The organism is Methanomethylovorans sp. (assembly GCF_050177135.1).
Lineage (GTDB): Archaea > Halobacteriota > Methanosarcinia > Methanosarcinales > Methanosarcinaceae > Methanomethylovorans.
The window spans coordinates 1-16,874 of the sequence record NZ_JBFXHJ010000035.1 but is presented as its reverse complement, the minus strand read 5'-3'; the positions used below and the strand labels follow the sequence as shown (position 1 = coordinate 16,874).

Here is a 16,874-nt window from a genome sequence, read left to right as displayed (position 1 = left end):
AGGGAAAAGGCAGAAGAAGTGTTTTTGGGAGAACAGAACCTGGCCCTGTCCGACCCGAACCTATGCCTTCTCATATACTCCGGCATACTTCTGGAAAAAGAAGGACGCAGAGGCCATCTCCCTAACATCAGCAGGAAATCCTATGAAAAGGACCTTACGTTCATAATAGCTGACGAAGTTCTCGGGATGAGTATTTCCAGGTACATTAGTGGTGATAAGGGCACTTTTGAGTTTGTACGGTTCGATAAACAAAAACCAGGCATTCTTTCAAAACTAGGTCCTTTTATGGACGATGTCATTGGCGGACTTATAGGTGGTGTTTCTGCAAACATGTATACCAGAAGCATGGCAGAACAAGGTGTTAATAAAGAAAAAGAAAGTGATAAAAAGAACAAAAGCAATGACAACAGTGGTGTGATCGCAGGATGAGGAGTTTCCTTCTGGCATTAAGGTCCGGTTTTGGTTTTCTGTCCACTATTCCGGTGGGGTTGACAATGGAAGGTCTGGACGAGTTCTTCAAGCGGACCTATTTACATATCCTCGTAGGTGCTGTACTGGGACTATTGATGGGGGTTTTCGCTTTCTTATCCATGATGACATTGCCACAGCAGATTAGTGCTATAATGATAGTTATTTTTGTATACTATCTTACAGGTCTTAACCATCTTGATGGCCTTGCGGATCTCGGGGATGGTGTAACTGCCCATGGATCGGTGGAAAAGAAGATCCGTGCTCTTAAGGATGTGGCACTTGGCATCGGAGGTGTAGGTTTCTGTACAATGGGTATCCTTGCATTTTATTTATCAATAGCTTCCCTTCAGTCTGAAGCCCTTCTATGGGCTGATAATAGTATGCGCACTGCTGCAGCTATCCTGTTTTCTTCTATGCTGATAGCAGAAGTTTCAGCAATGCAGTGCATGCTCACAATAGCAGCTTTCGGCAAGTCTATCCATGAGGGATTGGGGTCTATCTTAGTGCAGAACACCACATTTCCAAAATATATAGTGGGGCTTTTGGGTTCCGTGGTCATATGTTCGCTTGCCCTGCTACCCTTCGGAATTTGGTATTGTGGGATTATTGCCCTTATAGCTGCTATTATTTCAGCTTTTCTCGTATTGAACATCAGTAACCGGCACTTTGGAGGGATGAACGGGGATGTGATCGGCACTTCCAACGAGGTGGGGAGAACTATTGCCCTTATAATGATCGTATTGGTATTGAGCTATCATAACGGAGGTATTCCATGGATGCTATAATTATGGCCGGAGGCCTGGGAAGCAGGCTTGGGATGGGTGAGAAACCGTGTGTGAGTTTACTGGATAAGCCCTTGATAACTTATGTTATAGAGGCTTTGCATGAGGCTTCCGGAATAGACAGGATATATGTTGCAGTTTCTCCGGCTACTCCTCTGACCCAGAGCTTCCTTGAGAAAAACTACAATGGCAAGGTACGCACTATCATGACCGGAGGAGGCAATTATGTAGGTGATATGATATATGCCGTTAAAGAGGCGGCTATCAATGCGCCGGTCCTGGTCATTATGGCCGACCTGCCATTGCTTAAAGGTAAGCATATTGATCACGTTATAGAGGAGTATGAAAAATGCGGGAAACCCGCTATGTCGGTTTTCTCTCCGCTGGCAATATGTAAAGGCCTTTCAGTAAGACCAGATACGGTCTTTAACTGGGAAGGTGAACTGATCGTACCTTGTGGTGTCAATATTATAGATGGCAGCAATATTGAACAGGAACAGGAGTATGAGAGTCTGGTAAGCCAGGATGCTGCTTTTGCATTGAACATAAACCGTGCCGAAGATCTGCGCAAATGCAAAGAGATTATAGAACAAAGACTATTATCGCAGTCATGATCTCATTATATACATGGTCTCAGGAAGGTATGTGATGTCTATGCCGGGAAATATACTCGTAGCAGAGAAGGAATATTCTCTTGATACATTGAAGATCATAACCGGACACTCTGTACTCAAAGATCCTGATTTGATACCTGAAGAATTGCTCCTTCTGTGCAGTGTGATAGATAATCCTTATCTGTTACCTTATTTTCTTGAAACTTTCTATTCAATGCAGCTCAGGGATGAGAATGCTTTTCATTTTGCCTTGCTCAGGATACAGGTTGATTCACAACTACGTATGAACGAGGATATCCAGAAACACCAGCATCGTATGTATGCGGCAAGAACGCTGGAAAAATTGCTTTTCAATGAACTTTTGCTTGAAACACTATCGGTTCAGGATGTCATGGAGTAGCATTTCCCGATAACAGGTGGATAAATTGTTTTCTTCGATCACTTATATAGTGTAATGTAAGTTCAGATTGGCAGGAATGCTGCAGATAAATGTCAATATGAAAAATAATGAAGCGTATGCATTTGAATTGCGGTAATTTACTATCCCTTTTTGCTTAAAACGCAGAACAAAGCATTTAAATTGAATACCGCAATAGGTGAATATCTAACATTCATGCTTATGGAGACTTCCTATGCTAAAGGAGATCACAGGTCAATACAACGCAGGTGAGATCGAATCCAAGATACACGTTTTCTGGGACGGGATCGATGCGTACTCAAAGGTACGCCAGCGCAGAATGGGTGCAAAGCGTTTCTTTTTCGTGGACGGTCCGCCATATACTACCGGTCACATACATCTGGGTACTGCATGGAATAAGATCATCAAGGATTCCATACTCAGGTACCGTTCAATGAACAATTACCATATACTTGACCGTGCAGGATGGGATATGCATGGCCTTCCTATAGAGGTGAAAGTGGAAGGGGTTCTTGGTTTTACTTCCAAGAAAGATATTGAGAGGTATGGAGTCGGCAATTTCATAGAAAAATGCAAGGAATTTGCCTTATTACAGAAAGACGATATGACCCGCCAGTTCCATTCCCTGGGAGTATGGCTCAACTGGAAAGACCCGTATATGACACTTAGGGACGAGTATATCGAAGCTGCGTGGTGGACGCTGAAGCAGGCTCAACAAAAGGACCTGCTCGAAGAGGGTAAACGAGTGGTCAACTGGTGTCCCCGATGTGAGACTGCAATAGCGGATTCGGAAGTTGAATATGAGGAGCGTGTAGATCCTTCTATCTATGTGAAGTTCCGCCTGAAGAATGAACCAGGTACATCGATAGTTATCTGGACCACAACTCCCTGGACCATACCATCCAATATTGCAGTGGCAGTACATCCTTCATTCGAGTATTCCAAGGTAAAGGCTGTTACATCTTCCGGTGACAGTGAGATCCTGATCATGGCCTCCTCACTGGTCAAAGATGTGCTCAAAAAAGGCAGGTTTGCTGATTTCAAGATCCTGGATACCATGCTGGGTGAAGACCTTACGACACTGGAATATGAACACCCCCTTGCAGACCAGATCCCCAAGCAGGCACGTTTCAAGCATAATGTGTATCTTGCAGACTTCGTAACAGCAGAGAACACCGGTTGTGTCCATATAGCTCCAGGACATGGTATGGACGACTTTGAAGTGGGTGTGAAACATGGGCTTCCCATCTTCTGTCCGGTAGGATCAGATGGCCGGTATACGGAAGAAGCAGGTGAATATACTGATATGCATATCAGGGAAGCTAATAAAGTGGTCGTGGAAAACCTCAAGCAAAGAGGGCTGCTGCTTGCAGAAGGTACTATTTCCCACCGTTATGGACACTGCTGGAGATGTAAAACACCGATCATCTATCTTGCTACCCGCCAGTGGTTCCTGAAGATATCGGAATTAAAGGAGCAGATGCTTTCAGAGATAGATAAGGTTGTCTGGTATCCGGAATGGGCAGGTTCAGCACGCTTCAGGGATTGGGTGGAAGGTGCAAGGGACTGGTGTATCTCAAGACAGCGTTACTGGGGCATACCCATACCTGTCTGGCGCTGTACCGAATGTGAACGGATAGATGTTATTGGTACAAAACAGGAACTTCTTGAAAGATCGGGTCTGGCGGAAGGGATCGAGCTGCACAGGCCTTATGTGGACTCTGTGACCCTTACATGCGAATGCGGCGGAAAGATGCGTCGTGTGGAGGACGTATTCGATGTATGGTTCGATTCGGCTGTTGCTTCCTGGGCCACATTGAACTTCCCACATCAAAAGGAAGAGCTTGAAAAATGGTGGCCTGCAGATTTCATCACCGAGGGTCATGACCAGACCAGAGGATGGTTCTATTCGCAGTTAGGTGCCAGCATGGTGGCCTTTGGCAAGGCACCTTATAAGAGCGTACTCATGCACGGGTTCACTCTGGATGTTGAAGGAAAGAAAATGTCCAAGAGCCTGGGTAATGTAGTGCAGCCTTCCGAGGTCATCGAGAAGTTCGGTGCAGATACCCTGCGTGCTTACGTGTTATCGTCCAGTGCACCCTGGGAAGACCTGAAGTTCAGCAAGGATGAGATAGCCAATATCCATCGGACGATCAACATCCTGTGGAACGTCTATCGTTTTCCGTTACCCTATATGGCATTGGATGGCTTTGATCCTTCGAATGTGACCTTGGGATCGGTGAAGCCACATATGCGCAGTGAGGACAGGTGGATCCTTTCCAGGATGCAGTCTGTGATCAGATCAGTGGATTCTGCCATGGAGACCTGTATGCTCCAGAAGGCCATAAGGACCATCAATGACTTTGTGCTTGAGGACCTTTCCCGCTGGTATATCCAGCTCATAAGGCCAAGGACATGGGTAGAGGCCGATGATCCGGACAAGGTAGCCGTATACAGGGTACTTTACGAGGTTTTCACGACCCTTACAAAGGTCATAGCTCCTTTTATGCCCCATCTTGCAGAGGAAATGTACCAGAACCTGGTACGCAACGTCTACAATGACGCACCGGAATCGGTCCACATGAACGATTGGCCTGTGCCTGATGGATCCCTTATAGATGTGGACCTTGAGCAGCATATGAAGCTTGCACGCTCTATTGTGGAGGCAGCTTCCAATGCCCGCCAGAAGGTCGGGCGTAAGCTGAGGTGGCCTGTGGGCAGAATAGTTGTCAGCCCCCCGGAAGAAAATGCAGCTCTTGCTGTCAAGAACCTTAAAGAGGTGCTCATGGACCAGACCAACTCCAAGGACATCGTACTGACCGGGGTTGGCGAAACCTGGGATGAACTTGGTTTCAGTGCCATACCGAATCCGGGAGCAATAGGGCCTGTTTTCAAAGGCGATGCCGGAAAGGTCATAGCCGCTTTAAAACAGGTGGATGCCATAGCATTGAAAAAGAAACTCGCCTGTTCCGAGGGTTATGAGCTACAGCTTGGTGACGGCAATATCGTGACCATAGGTCCCGACATGGTCAACTTCCAGGAGACACTGCCTGAACTGGTGGCAAGTGCTTCGTCATCTGCTGGCATTGTATATGTGGATGCTAAGCTTACAAGGGAACTGGAAGCAGAAGGTTATTCCAGAGAGGTCATTCGCAGGGTTCAGGATATGAGGAAAGAGATGGACCTTGCTGTGGAAGAGAACATTAAGGTGATCATCTGCATCGATGACGAGAGAGTAGTGGATCTGGTACTTGATCTGGAACAATTGATCGCCAGCGAGGTACGTGCAGATGTACAGATCATAGGCTTTGATGTGGAAGTCCGTGGAGATCTCGTCAAGGACTGGGATGTGGAAGGAATATCGATGCACATTGGGATATCCAGAAGCTGAGGCAGTTTGGAAAGGACTATGGACTTTACGGCCTGGGAACCAATATACAAGGAGATACTTCAGGACTTTGGCTTTAGTCGGGAAGAGGATGAGCAGGCGGCTCTTCTTCTTTCACATCTGCTTGAAGGACAGGTCTCACCGGGACTGGTCGCTCTAAAAAGAAAGATATCCGGGAAGGATGTCCTAGTTTGTGGTAATGCTCCGATCCTTGCCGAAGACCTTGACAGGTTAGACCTTGGAAGATATGTGGTAATTGCAGCGGACGGTGCAACAGCAGTTGTAATGGATGCCGGCAGGATGCCGGATGTTATAGTCACAGATCTGGACGGGGATGTGGAGCGTGAGGTAGAGGCTTCAAAGCAAGGTTCTCTTGTGGTTGTCCATGCTCATGGGGACAACATGGACAAGCTGCTCAACTATGTTCCACGGCTTCAGAACGTCATCGGGTCCACGCAGGCTGTTCCCCTGGAAAACGTATTCAATTTCGGTGGTTTTACTGACGGGGACAGGGCTGTGTATGTGGCACATGAGTTCGGTGCAGGAACGATCAAACTTGCAGGTTTCTTTTTTGATGATCCTGTGGTATCACCATCAAAAAACAAAAAATTGAAATGGGCCCGCAGACTAATTTACTCTTTGGGGCTCAATATTTAAGTAAGCCGTTCTATGATGGCGATTTTCATGAGAACTTATTTATATTTTGTTACGCAATTAGGAATAAGGTTCCATGGATACACTTGTCATCTGCATAGACCGGGATAATGACCTGGGCGAAAAGGCGAAGGTCTCAAGTCCCATTATAGGGAGAGAGGAAAATATCAAAGCAGCCGTTGCTTTGTCCATTGCGGATCCAGAAGATTCTGATTCCAATACTATTTTCGGCGGCGTGAAAGTGCTGGATGAGCTGCGTTCAAAAGGACTGGATGCAGAGCTCATTACCTTTGCAGGAGATCGGAAAATAGGTATTACCTCTGATCAGAAGATCTCCCAGCAGCTTGACGACATCCTTTCCAGATATCCTGCTTCTAATGCCATCTTCATTTCTGATGGGGCTGAGGATGAAACCTTGCTTCCTATAGTCCAGTCCAGGATAAAGATCAATTCGGTCAGACGCATAGTGATCATGCAAAGCTCGAACCTTGAAAGCACTTATTACATCCTGAAACATGCCTTTAATGATCCTAAGATCTCTCAAACATTCTTCGTTCCGGTCGGGCTTGCAGCTCTTATATATTCCATCTTTCTGCTAGCTCGCTATCCGGAAGGGGCTATAATAGGTATCCTCGCGGCAGTTGGCCTGTACATGCTCTACCGTGGTTTCGGTGATACTGTCACCACTATGTGGAACAAGATAAAAGATGATTTTCACATGGGAAAACTGGTCGTTGTAACCCATTCTGCGGCATTACTGATAATTATCGTTTCCTTTGTACAGGGACTTGTCAGTATATGGCAATATTATACCCACGGGGGCATATGGTATCATGGATTGGTGCCACTGGTCACTGTGTTCATACACAGTTCCGTATGGTGGCTGGTATTAGCGGCGATCATAATGAATTTCGGGCGTATGATGGATATGTACCTGCATGGAAAGTTCAGTTTAAGGCAGATATCGCCTTCTTTCTACGCTCTTTCGCTAGGACTCCTGTTATGGGGAGCCACCACGTATATATTAGCCTTTAATCCTGTTATTGAAGGCGTTCAGCCTTCCGTAGTTTCAGGACTGCAATATTTCATTTATTCCATCGTCATAGCTATCATTATTGCTCTTGCAGGCATCAGGATAGCTGCCAGACCCGTCAAGGAGTGAAAGGATGTCTCTTAGCATACTGGATAAAGAATGTACATCCAATGTACATTTTTCCTTTGCTGTCATTGGAGGAGTGGGTTTTTCCCACCTTGATGACCGGTCACAGATCACAGTCAATACCGAATATGGTGCTGTACAGGCATCCATAGCCAGGATGGCAGGTATTAACGTATTGTTCATCCCAAGACATACAGGGAGCAGTGGCCATGTTCCACCTCATAGGATAAATTATCGTGCCAATATCATGGCAATAAAGCAACTAGGGATCACGCGTGTGGTAGCTGTTAACTCTGTGGGTACGATACATGGCCATCCCATTGGAAGCATGGTACTGCCATACGATTTTGTGGATTTCACTTGCATGCGCCCATCCACTTTCTTTGAAGATCAGACCGTACATGCAGACATGTCAGAGCCTTACTGTCCACAGCTTCGATCTCTGATAAGGTCCATCCTTAAAGAAAAAGGAGTTCAAACAGCTGATGTGATATATGCATGTACTGAAGGTCCGAGGTTCGAGACCAAGGCTGAGATCCGCATGTTAAGTAGCTTTGCCGATGTTGTAGGTATGACGGGTCTGCCGGAAGTGGTACTTGCCAAAGAGATGCAGCTCTGTTATGCATCCTTATGCCTGGTAACAAATATGGCTTCTGGGATCGAAAGTGCCAGGCCTACAGCAACTGAGGTGCTGGATATACTTACTTCCAGAAAAGAATTCATTTTTGAGCTTTTACATTCCATTGCAGCACGCATGCCCATAGACCGGGAATGTATGTGCAATAATGCAATAGATAATGGTACTCTTTGATCTGTTATTTTTATGCAATATCCTTGGATGTGTCTATCTGAACGCCATCGCATATCTTGAACTTGATCACTTCGACTATCGGCAGCATACCCCGCATCTTAGGAATAGCGAGTTTATTCACAATCTTATCAGCTCCCCTGTCAAGGGATATCTCAAAGATCACATCTGCAGCATTAAGGATCTCGTTCTCTATGTGTTCAGGATGGCTCCCTTTCAGGCCATAGAGATATGTAAGAGCATCTGCTTCCTTGCTGATCTCATATATGATGTGCATCATTCTCCTGAGCAGTCCCGGATTCACACGCAGGTTCATGAAAAATGAGAAATTGTCAAACACAAGGTTGATCTCTCCTCTTTGATCATCGTTCCTGATATTCTCTAAATTATATTCCACGAACTCGAGCAGCTTAGCGTCCGCATAGTCATTACCGACATTATCTGCCATTTCACCTGAAGATGTCAGGTAATATTCACTATAAACATCGATAAAAGTTATGTTCTTTATATCAAAGTTAAGGTTCACTATGTCCCTGAGTAAATATTTAGGTCTGCGGCTAGTAGTGAAATAATAAGTCTTTCTTGATTGAGTGAACTGGTAGAGAAATATTTCTGCCATACAGGAAGGATCTGCTGAAACATAGGTCAGCGAACCGCAAGGCAGTCCTCCTCCTATACTCCTGTCAAGGACGGAAATACCTGTGCTTAATATGCTAAGATGCGGGATAGTCTCTGGACCTGGCACATTTTCCTGGGGTATATTCTCCCGGATAGTATCATAAAGATTATGTGCATCATTTTCAGTACACGATGCTTGTTCTCCAGTGACAGGTTGCTGTATTCCTGCAGACTTGAACGGTCCCAGCATGAAACTTCCCCTCTTGAAATGAGATATATCTACACTAAAATATTATATTTTTATTTCTATCTATTGGTTGTAATACATATAATGTTTTCCAGACAATGACAAGCATACATTACTTATACCTTCTCTCCAATTCAGCTGCATAATGAGCTTATGGATCCTTATAAACCCCGAAAGTACTAAATTATTGGTATTGGTCATAAAAGGGGGCAGAAAATTGCCACTTTTCACCGGGGAACTGATCCTTAATAAAACCCCGGCAGGTTCAAGGCCGCACAAGTTCAGAATGCTAAGGGATGGCAAGGAAGAATACCTGACACCTGCAGAGTTCATAGATCTGCTACGTATGTCCGATCGCATCATGATCGCAAAAGGCGGGAACGAAGCCACTACTGCAGCTTTTATGGATATGCTGAAAGGTTTCCAGCTTGATGGGGAATTAGTCAATGCCTGTCGTTTTTGTCTGCTTAAACGCCGTTTCAATTTTCTGAACAGGCGGTCAATAAGATATCATTCAGAGAAGATATGCGAGGAATGCGCCAAAGAAGAGCTGGCCAGGGTCCTTAATGCTCCTTATTGTCATTATAGCGACGAGGCGAAAAAGCGCATCGAAGAGATGCTTTTACAGACAAGGGACCTCGACCGGACTGTAGGTACATTGGACCCTGAAGGTCTTGACCAGGAACTTACAAGGTTTGATACTGTCCAGGCTTCCCTTGATGCCAGGACAATGAGAATAGCAGATCTGCCCATATCAAAAAATTTTAAAGACATCCTATTGCAAAAATCCGACGAACTGCTGCCGGTACAGGCTAAAGCCGTTGATGCAGGCCTTTTCAAAGGAAAGCACCAGCTTGTAACTTCTGTTACAGCTACCGGGAAAACCCTTATAGGCGAACTTGCAGGCATCGAGAACATACTGCGCAAAAAAGGAAAAATGTTGTATCTTGTCCCTCTGGTGGCGCTTGCAAATCAGAAGTATGACCAGTTCACGGATAAGTACGGATCGTTGGGTATCACAACTTCTATACGTATAGGAAGTGCACGCATTCGTACCTCTTCTACTCTGAAGATGCGCAGAGCTCTTGATTCAAACATAATCGTAGGAACATATGAAGGCATTGATTTCATTTTGAGGTCGGGGGATGCTGACCTGCTGGGTAAGATCGGCACCGTGGTCATAGACGAGGTGCACACACTTGAAGACAGTGAACGAGGACACAGGGTCGATGGTGTCATAGGGAGACTGAAATATATTGCTCCGGCTGCACAGTTCATATACCTTTCCGCCACTGTTGCCGAACCGCTTGCGCTGGCACAAAAACTGAACGCTACATTGGTAGAGTACGAATATCGGCCTGTTCCTATTGAACGTCATCTTATTTTCTGCGAGGAACATGATAAGCTCAAGCTTATGACCCGCCTGGTAAGAGAAGAGTTTGCCAGAACGTCCACAAAAGGCCACAGAGGGCAAACGATCATTTTCACCAATTCCAGACGCAATTGCCACAGCATATCAGAAGCATTGCCAATGGTCTCTGCGCCTTATCATGCAGGTCTTACCCAGTTCGTGCGTAAATCCGTAGAAGAGCGTTTTCTTAAAGGGAAATTGCCAGTGGTGGTAACAACTGCTGCCCTTGCAGCAGGCGTGGATTTCCCTGCGTCACAGGTGATATTCGAATCCCTTGCCATGGGAATAGAATGGATCAACATGCAAGAGTTCATGCAAATGCTGGGACGTGCCGGCCGGCCTGATTATCATGACCGGGGTATCGTGGTACTGCTGGCAACGCCGAACAAGCGCTATTCCAGTGAGCAGACCGAGACCGAAGATGCTGTTGCGATAAAATTGCTCAAAGGCAAGATGATGCCATCTTCATTGGATTATGGTGAAGATGAACAGATGGAAGAGATACTGGCATCGGCAGCTGTTACCTCTTCAAAGAAAGATCTGACAGCCATCCATAAACGGATGCTGGGTACATTTGAGCTCACAAAACTTGTTACCAGGCTGGTACACTACAAGTTCCTTGAAAAAAGGGAGGACAATATCTCCCTTACACCTTTCGGGCAGATAGCTGCAGGTCATTTCCTGTCAGTGTCTTCAGCGTTCCTTATACGGGACGCGGTGCTTAAGGGGATGGGGCCGCTTGAGATCGTAACGAACCTGGAGTTCTTTGATGGTGTCTACTTCAAGTATGCTGCACAGATATCCACAGCTCTGGACATCAATGTTCCTTCCCGTGTTTTCCAGGGTGCTTCCCTTGATATAATATTCGAGGGCGACAATATCTCTCAGCTTGATCAGAACATACAGGACCAGCTCTTTGAATTTGCAGCGGCTTTCCTTACCTGCAAATGCAAGGACTCCCCATATTGCGGATGTGCAGAACGTCGTTTTTCTGCAAAGATCGTGGAGATCCGCATGGAAGGCTACGATCCTGCGGGTATTGTACATAAAATGGAAGACATGTACGGTGTGACCGCTTATCCGGGCGATATACTGGGCTATCTTGACAATGTAGTACGTAATCTGGATGCAGTAGAAAAGATCGCAAGGGTTTATTCTAAAAAAGATATAGCGAATGCTGCCAGGGAAATGAAAAAGCAGGTAGAGGGCTAACCTGCATCAGATGATATGCAAATGCAGCAGCAGGGCAAGAAGTATCAGTATGGCACCTGTGAAAAGCCTGATCTCCACACGCTTGTTTTCCTTGAGCTCTGTAATGGTCTCCGGTTTCATGCCATAGCCAAGTAATATGCCCAGAACGATGATCGGAAAGATCACACCTAGATTATATACCGCAAGGTAAAAAGCTCCGAGAGCAAGATCAGTTCTGCCTACCAACATATCAAGGATTGAGAAATATATAGCTCCCACACAGGGCGCTTTTACAAGAGAGAAAAGCCCTCCTGAAGCAAAGGATAAAAACAGCACATTGCTCTTAGATGTTCTTTCAAGCAGCCTGACCATGGCTTTAGGAGTGTGGAAAGTTGATCTGGAATATTTCCTCAGGTGATAGGCATCATAAATGTGCCAGCATCCCAGTATGAAGATGAGAAAGACCATTGCGGTTGTGATCGTACTTTTAAGGGAAGGCAGTATGTGCACTGTTCCCAGGATGCTCAGGCCTACTATCATATACGTAATGAAGATACCGCTGCAAAAACCAACTATCATCTTCAATATCTCTTTTTTGCTTCCGGATGACAGTATCAGTGTGGCCAGAAAGGCCATGACTGCCAGGATGCAGGGGTTGAAACCAGCAAGGAGGCCTGCAACGAACACTAAATAAAATGAAAGTCCTCTGCCAGCTTCGTCCTCTTCTATAATGGATATATTTCTCTTTTCTTCCGATCCGGTAACAATAGCTTGTGTGAGCAGGTCTTTAAGAAGTGTTATATTCCCCTGATAATCTTTGTATGTTATCACTGTTCGCTTGTCCACAACCACGGCAGGAACTACAGATATGCCATATCCGCGGGCAAGGTCATAGGAGGAAATGATCTCGTGGGATGTGAGGTTGCTTCCATAACTACTTGTGACTTCCTCGACCACGGGTAATGCCTGCTGGCATTTCAGGCAGCCTTCTTCATAAAAATAGTCAACTTCAATAGCATGTGTAGTATTTTGAGCACAGAGGACTACATTCACAGCTGACAGTAATAAAAAAAGGGCAAAAGCAGCCAGCAATGCCTGCCTAATGACATGCTGTGGACGCGCAGGTAGATGCATCATATGAGGTTTCCAGGACTTTCTTGGTCGAAATGTTGAAGACTTCTCCGGAATCTGTGGAAACATAACCTTCTATGACATAGATAGGCTTTATACCGGCACATGCACAGGTCCTTTCCATGACCTGCACCTTCCATATATCTTCTTCAGGTGTTATGGGCATACCGTGCATATCTGGTATATTTCCATTTACGATGGTCGTTCTGTTGACCCTCCAGTCCTGCACGTGGAAATAAGTTATGTAGTATGTGGAAGCATTACTGTCGTTCATCACTATCCTGTGGGCTTGCAGTGAACTGACATCGTATTCCTTTTCAGGCTGTGGAGGGTACTGAAGAACCAGTATACTGACCCCGACGAGCGTAATGATGAATGCTGCCACAGCGATCATGGCAGGTATTTGTGAGCTTTTCATAGTTCTAACCTGAGTGTATTCTTTAATAACTTTTTGTTCTGTAACAGATGTGTTAATGTTCCCACTACTTATTTAAGTGATGTTAGCCCAATACGTGACAGTAACTGGAGTAGTGAAAATGAGCACGGATGTTATGACAGGAAAACACCATAAAAAACTTAGGGTAGAGTTCTATAAACCGGAAGATTGCAGGCAGGTGTATTCCATAGGTGCCGTGGGGGGTCACAGCCCGTACGATTTCAGAATCGGTTTTTATAATGACAATCCCAGGCCAGGAACTGATGAGGATGGGGTACAGGTTATCCAGCGCAAGCTTGAGACCGAGGTGATCCTTTCACCGCTTGCCGCTCTTGAGCTGTCCAGATGGCTGAACCATCATCTCAAGGAATATGAAGCTATGTTCGGCCCTATACCACAGCCTAACAGAAGTGAGAACAAGTCCGAACCCCCGGCTGACAACAGCAGAGAGAACAGCGAGATCCAGGGGTACATCTAACTTCATCAGGTAATCGCTATTCATCAGGTAATCGCTATAATTAAATAGGATACAATACACTTTTAATAACCTACGTCCTGCCTCTATTTTTGGTGGGTCTGTAGTATCAATTAATAAGTGAGGATTCCATTTGTTCCCGAATAAAAGAGTTCACAAACTTGTTGGATCGAGGGTCCAGGTTGAAATGAAAGGAGATATGCATCTTCTGGAAGGTTTGCTCAAAAGTGCGGATGACTATCTTAACCTTCATCTGGTAGATACTGTGGAGATATCTAACGGACAAAAGCTCAGGTCGCTTGGTTCAGTGGTGCTTCGAGGCAATAACATAATTCTGATCACACCTGCAGAAGAGTAATGTTATAAGCCAGTATTCTAATAGTAAGCGTAGGTTACCATGGGAATAGAAGATACGGCACTAGAGGTAATCAGCAAGCATGAAGATGGAGTGTTCCAGAACCAATTATGGAAGGAGCTTGACATAGACAGCCGCAAATGTTCGCGGGTTATCTCAAAACTTCTGAAGGATGGCCTGATCACTCGTGAGCCTGCAGTGGACAATGGAGCAAGGACCTTCCTGCTCAAAACTGCCCACAAGGAAGAACCCTGTTTCGAGCTGTTGCTCTCAGGAGAAATGTTCTCTCCCTGTGCGGGCTGCAGAGATGCATGTCAGCCGGAAAATTGTGTAAGACTGACAGCATGGGTATTGAACCTGTCTAAGGACAGCGCTGAAGATCTGGAAGCCAGCGCAACTGAGTGATGCTGGCCGAAAGGTTTAATAAGGTTATGTACTATTTTGGAGTCGCTCAACCAGCGCTATTCTATGTGCTCCGGTAGTGTAGTCCGGCCAATCATTCCGGCCTTTCGAGCCGAAGACTCGGGTTCGAATCCCGACCGGAGCACCATAATTTTTTTTATGCTCTAATGACGCCTACTTTTTTTGTTTGATCCCAAAGTAAAATATTGAAGTTGAAGGTCTGAATCAGACCTTTGTAGAGCTTCTTAAATATTCTATCCATAAATTCATACCAATTTTGATTTTTCTTTTAATATAGCCCACAATAAAATCATTACAGGTAAGAATTTGGTTCTCAGAGACCTGTTTCAAGTTTCCATAAGGGATCCGGTTCCACTAAAACAATGCATTAGATAGCCAAACAAGCAAATCTCTTGCTTCTTACGTTAGATAGTCATCTGTCACAGGAGACTGAATGAGAGAGGAGCAGTTAGGTTTCATCAACTTCTTTTAGTTCAGACCGTAGCTTTTCAAGCTTTTCTTTAAGCAGAGGCAATTCGTTTTCCACAGTGTCCCACACAAGCTTGTAATCAACAATAAAATATGCATGAATAAGTCTGTCCCTCATCCCGGCAATCCTGCTCCATGGCAGATCCGTAACAAGAGCCTTTATATTTTCAGGTAGTGCCTTGGCAGCCTCACCCAATATCTCGAACTGCCTGACCACAGCACTCTTAGTTTTCGCATCAGATAGGAAATCTTCCTTATCCATACCATGGGTGAAATCCTTTATTGCCTCTACAGCATCGATCATTTCAGACAGGTATAGCAAAGGCGACCTCATAAAGCCACCAGCTCCCTCAAGACATCATCGCGCATCATTGGATGCAGGGCTCGCATGGAAACCACATCAACAGGAATGCCAAGCATCTCTTCAAGGTAATCTCCAAGTCCCACAAGATCAAAAAGGGTTGCACCATCATCGAAATTAACAAGTATGTCCACGTCACTACCAGCTTTCTCTTCACCTCTTGCATAAGAACCGAAGATGCCGATGACTTCAGCTTTGAACATCTGTCTTATCTCACTCCTGTGCTCTTTGATCAGAAGCTTGATATTGTCCATTTTTACGCATCTTCCTTGTACTTCATTCATAGCGAGATCCCTCTATTATTTAAACTAACTACCTTCGTATTTAAGATTTGGTCAACTGGTATGATATATAGCATTAATGAAAAGCATCTTTGAAAACCACATTAAGTTTTCCACACTTATTTGCTAGTTTTATATATTCCGCCTTCAACATACAAAGAATCGTTTAATTTTTTATGCTCTAAGTGGAGAACGATGTTTTTCGGTTCATTTCTTGACATCTCTGCCAATATTATACAGTAATGCTGAAAAAGTTCAGATCACAGCATACAAACCAGCAAATTTAAAATCAAGATATTACTTAGTAGTGCATTCTAGCAAAGAACTACAGGTGAATAAATGTATAAATCAAATGAAGAGCATGCTCATAGATGTTGTTGTGCTGCTGATCAGGCAGAAACTGAAAATTGCTGCGGCGAAGTGGATATTGATACCCAGCTATTGGCAGCATTTGAACTGAAAGCTGATATTGAGGCAGTCTTAGATCAGAGCGAATGTGACGATGAACAAAAACTGATCGCCATAGCCCAACTTGCAGCTGAGGTCATATCTGTTCGCCCGGATTCCCGCGAATGTGCATTCCAGTTAATGGAACTCATTATCGATCTGATCCGGATGGAAGAAGAAGATGATGATGAAGAGTACGAGTCGGACTAACTTTTCTTCTTTTTTACGATGGAATTAACTTCAACCTGTTACATACCTTAAATAAGGAATACCAGGATTCTCGCAGATCAGCCGGCATATTCGCTTGCATGTAATTCCATGCAAATAATGATCAATAGCATGAGGCCCAGTGTACGTTAATGTGGGCAACTGTAGCTTGAACAAACCACATAATTGCCATTTTTATCACCATTAACTTTCCGGCTCTGAAGAAATCGTTATGCTACAATCTCAACTGTGTGCAGATACAACCACAGAGTACACAGAGTTCACGGAGATGGATAACTGCTGTTATTCTCTGTGTTCTCTGTGAACTCAGTGGTTAAAACATAATGTGCATGTTTTCTACAGAGCCAACTTTCCGGCATCTTTTAACTTTCGATGCATTTGTTTCATTTCCTTGCTTTTCTTCTTTTTCTCCTTCAATGCTCTTTTATCAGCATGAACAGGATCGTGCATCGAATCACTCAAATGACCCGGTTTCCAGGGAAAAACGCTTGCTTTTCTATCGTGGGCC

The 16,874-nt window shown here is 44.9% G+C and carries 18 protein-coding genes and 1 tRNA gene; 14 read left to right on the top strand and 5 right to left on the bottom strand.

The window, feature by feature from the left end; genetic code table 11:
• From AB7U21_RS04595 to AB7U21_RS04560, 8 genes are all read left to right on the top strand, one after another.
• Positions 1 to 429 (top strand): phosphatidylglycerophosphatase A (locus tag AB7U21_RS04595; protein ID WP_428387341.1); only part of this gene is annotated, 429 nt, incomplete at its 5' end.
• Positions 426 to 1,256: an adenosylcobinamide-GDP ribazoletransferase gene (gene cobS / locus AB7U21_RS04590; protein ID WP_428387339.1), complete on the top strand. Its 831-nt coding sequence runs from the start codon at positions 426 to 428 to the stop codon at positions 1,254 to 1,256. The genes AB7U21_RS04595 and cobS, both read left to right, overlap by 4 nt.
• On the top strand, positions 1,244 to 1,867 hold the full coding sequence (locus AB7U21_RS04585) for an NTP transferase domain-containing protein (RefSeq protein WP_333787336.1): 624 nt from the start codon (positions 1,244 to 1,246) through the stop codon (positions 1,865 to 1,867). The genes cobS and AB7U21_RS04585 overlap by 13 nt, the downstream gene beginning before the upstream one ends.
• A 34-nt stretch (positions 1,868 to 1,901) precedes the next feature.
• Complete coding sequence (locus tag AB7U21_RS04580) at positions 1,902 to 2,267, top strand: hypothetical protein (RefSeq protein ID WP_428387344.1); 366 nt, start codon at positions 1,902 to 1,904, stop codon at positions 2,265 to 2,267.
• A gap of 232 nt (positions 2,268 to 2,499) precedes the next feature.
• Positions 2,500 to 5,676: an isoleucine--tRNA ligase gene (ileS, locus tag AB7U21_RS04575; RefSeq protein ID WP_428387337.1), complete on the top strand. Its 3,177-nt coding sequence runs from the start codon at positions 2,500 to 2,502 to the stop codon at positions 5,674 to 5,676.
• Between the two features lie 18 nt (positions 5,677 to 5,694).
• Positions 5,695 to 6,330 carry a 6-hydroxymethylpterin diphosphokinase MptE-like protein gene (locus AB7U21_RS04570; RefSeq protein ID WP_428387335.1) on the top strand — a complete coding sequence of 212 codons (636 nt, stop codon included), beginning with the start codon at positions 5,695 to 5,697 and terminating at the stop codon, positions 6,328 to 6,330.
• Between the two features lie 73 nt (positions 6,331 to 6,403).
• Positions 6,404 to 7,489 (top strand): DUF373 family protein, encoded by a 1,086-nt coding sequence (locus tag AB7U21_RS04565; RefSeq protein ID WP_333787339.1) that lies wholly within the window; start codon positions 6,404 to 6,406, stop codon positions 7,487 to 7,489.
• 4 nt (positions 7,490 to 7,493) lie between these two features.
• Entirely contained in the window at positions 7,494 to 8,297 is an 804-nt protein-coding gene (locus tag AB7U21_RS04560) for an MTAP family purine nucleoside phosphorylase (protein ID WP_428387332.1), read from the top strand.
• A 10-nt stretch (positions 8,298 to 8,307) separates the two neighbouring features.
• On the opposite strand, the gene AB7U21_RS04555 is transcribed toward AB7U21_RS04560, so the two are convergent.
• Positions 8,308 to 9,162, bottom strand: coding sequence for an RAD55 family ATPase (locus tag AB7U21_RS04555; RefSeq protein WP_428387330.1), 855 nt, complete (start codon positions 9,160 to 9,162; stop codon positions 8,308 to 8,310).
• Positions 9,163 to 9,304: 142 nt separating this feature from the next.
• Between AB7U21_RS04555 and AB7U21_RS04550 the strand changes: the two genes are divergently transcribed.
• Entirely contained in the window at positions 9,305 to 11,782 is a 2,478-nt protein-coding gene (locus AB7U21_RS04550; RefSeq protein WP_333787342.1) for a DUF5814 domain-containing protein, read from the top strand.
• Positions 11,783 to 11,788: 6 nt separating this feature from the next.
• On the opposite strand, the gene AB7U21_RS04545 is transcribed toward AB7U21_RS04550, so the two are convergent.
• Positions 11,789 to 12,898 (bottom strand): cytochrome c biogenesis CcdA family protein, encoded by a 1,110-nt coding sequence (locus tag AB7U21_RS04545; RefSeq protein ID WP_428387328.1) that lies wholly within the window; start codon positions 12,896 to 12,898, stop codon positions 11,789 to 11,791.
• Entirely contained in the window at positions 12,861 to 13,310 is a 450-nt protein-coding gene (locus tag AB7U21_RS04540) for a hypothetical protein (protein WP_428387326.1), read from the bottom strand. The genes AB7U21_RS04545 and AB7U21_RS04540 overlap by 38 nt, the downstream gene beginning before the upstream one ends.
• A 118-nt stretch (positions 13,311 to 13,428) precedes the next feature.
• Between AB7U21_RS04540 and AB7U21_RS04535 the strand changes: the two genes are divergently transcribed.
• From AB7U21_RS04535 to AB7U21_RS04520, 4 genes are all read left to right on the top strand, one after another.
• A complete protein-coding gene (locus tag AB7U21_RS04535) occupies positions 13,429 to 13,806 on the top strand; it encodes a DUF3467 domain-containing protein (protein WP_292353147.1) in 378 nt (125 codons plus the stop codon).
• A gap of 130 nt (positions 13,807 to 13,936) precedes the next feature.
• Positions 13,937 to 14,161, top strand: a complete 225-nt coding sequence (locus AB7U21_RS04530) for an LSM domain-containing protein (RefSeq protein ID WP_428387324.1) — start codon at positions 13,937 to 13,939, stop codon at positions 14,159 to 14,161.
• A 39-nt stretch (positions 14,162 to 14,200) separates the two neighbouring features.
• Positions 14,201 to 14,563, top strand: coding sequence for a helix-turn-helix transcriptional regulator (locus AB7U21_RS04525; RefSeq protein WP_428387322.1), 363 nt, complete (start codon positions 14,201 to 14,203; stop codon positions 14,561 to 14,563).
• Positions 14,564 to 14,630: 67 nt separating this feature from the next.
• Positions 14,631 to 14,708, top strand: a tRNA-Glu gene (locus AB7U21_RS04520).
• A gap of 321 nt (positions 14,709 to 15,029) precedes the next feature.
• On the opposite strand, the gene AB7U21_RS04515 is transcribed toward AB7U21_RS04520, so the two are convergent.
• On the bottom strand, positions 15,030 to 15,383 hold the full coding sequence (locus AB7U21_RS04515) for a HepT-like ribonuclease domain-containing protein (RefSeq protein WP_428387320.1): 354 nt from the start codon (positions 15,381 to 15,383) through the stop codon (positions 15,030 to 15,032).
• Entirely contained in the window at positions 15,380 to 15,694 is a 315-nt protein-coding gene (locus AB7U21_RS04510; RefSeq protein ID WP_428387318.1) for a nucleotidyltransferase family protein, read from the bottom strand. The genes AB7U21_RS04515 and AB7U21_RS04510 overlap by 4 nt, the downstream gene beginning before the upstream one ends.
• A gap of 336 nt (positions 15,695 to 16,030) precedes the next feature.
• Between AB7U21_RS04510 and AB7U21_RS04505 the strand changes: the two genes are divergently transcribed.
• The gene (locus tag AB7U21_RS04505) at positions 16,031 to 16,348 is read left to right on the top strand and encodes a hypothetical protein (protein ID WP_428387316.1); all 318 of its coding nucleotides are present in this window, start codon (positions 16,031 to 16,033) and stop codon (positions 16,346 to 16,348) included.
• The last annotated feature ends 526 nt before the right edge of the window (positions 16,349 to 16,874 follow it).

Excerpts from the sequence above, each read along its gene's own strand:
- AB7U21_RS04580 (WP_428387344.1), top strand. The coding sequence starts at position 1,902 with ATGTCTATGCCGGGAAATATACTCGTAGCAGAGAAGGAATATTCTCTT.
- AB7U21_RS04555 (WP_428387330.1), bottom strand. The coding sequence starts at position 9,162 with ATGCTGGGACCGTTCAAGTCTGCAGGAATACAGCAACCTGTCACTGGA.
- AB7U21_RS04525 (WP_428387322.1), top strand. The coding sequence starts at position 14,201 with ATGGGAATAGAAGATACGGCACTAGAGGTAATCAGCAAGCATGAAGAT.
- AB7U21_RS04565 (WP_333787339.1), top strand. The coding sequence starts at position 6,404 with ATGGATACACTTGTCATCTGCATAGACCGGGATAATGACCTGGGCGAA.
- AB7U21_RS04585 (WP_333787336.1), top strand. The coding sequence starts at position 1,244 with ATGGATGCTATAATTATGGCCGGAGGCCTGGGAAGCAGGCTTGGGATG.
- AB7U21_RS04515 (WP_428387320.1), bottom strand. The coding sequence starts at position 15,383 with ATGAGGTCGCCTTTGCTATACCTGTCTGAAATGATCGATGCTGTAGAG.
- AB7U21_RS04550 (WP_333787342.1), top strand. The coding sequence starts at position 9,305 with ATGAGCTTATGGATCCTTATAAACCCCGAAAGTACTAAATTATTGGTA.
- AB7U21_RS04540 (WP_428387326.1), bottom strand. The coding sequence starts at position 13,310 with ATGAAAAGCTCACAAATACCTGCCATGATCGCTGTGGCAGCATTCATC.
- AB7U21_RS04545 (WP_428387328.1), bottom strand. The coding sequence starts at position 12,898 with ATGATGCATCTACCTGCGCGTCCACAGCATGTCATTAGGCAGGCATTG.
- AB7U21_RS04535 (WP_292353147.1), top strand. The coding sequence starts at position 13,429 with ATGAGCACGGATGTTATGACAGGAAAACACCATAAAAAACTTAGGGTA.
- AB7U21_RS04560 (WP_428387332.1), top strand. The coding sequence starts at position 7,494 with ATGTCTCTTAGCATACTGGATAAAGAATGTACATCCAATGTACATTTT.
- cobS (WP_428387339.1), top strand. The coding sequence starts at position 426 with ATGAGGAGTTTCCTTCTGGCATTAAGGTCCGGTTTTGGTTTTCTGTCC.
- AB7U21_RS04505 (WP_428387316.1), top strand. The coding sequence starts at position 16,031 with ATGTATAAATCAAATGAAGAGCATGCTCATAGATGTTGTTGTGCTGCT.
- AB7U21_RS04510 (WP_428387318.1), bottom strand. The coding sequence starts at position 15,694 with ATGAATGAAGTACAAGGAAGATGCGTAAAAATGGACAATATCAAGCTT.
- AB7U21_RS04570 (WP_428387335.1), top strand. The coding sequence starts at position 5,695 with ATGGACTTTACGGCCTGGGAACCAATATACAAGGAGATACTTCAGGAC.
- ileS (WP_428387337.1), top strand. The coding sequence starts at position 2,500 with ATGCTAAAGGAGATCACAGGTCAATACAACGCAGGTGAGATCGAATCC.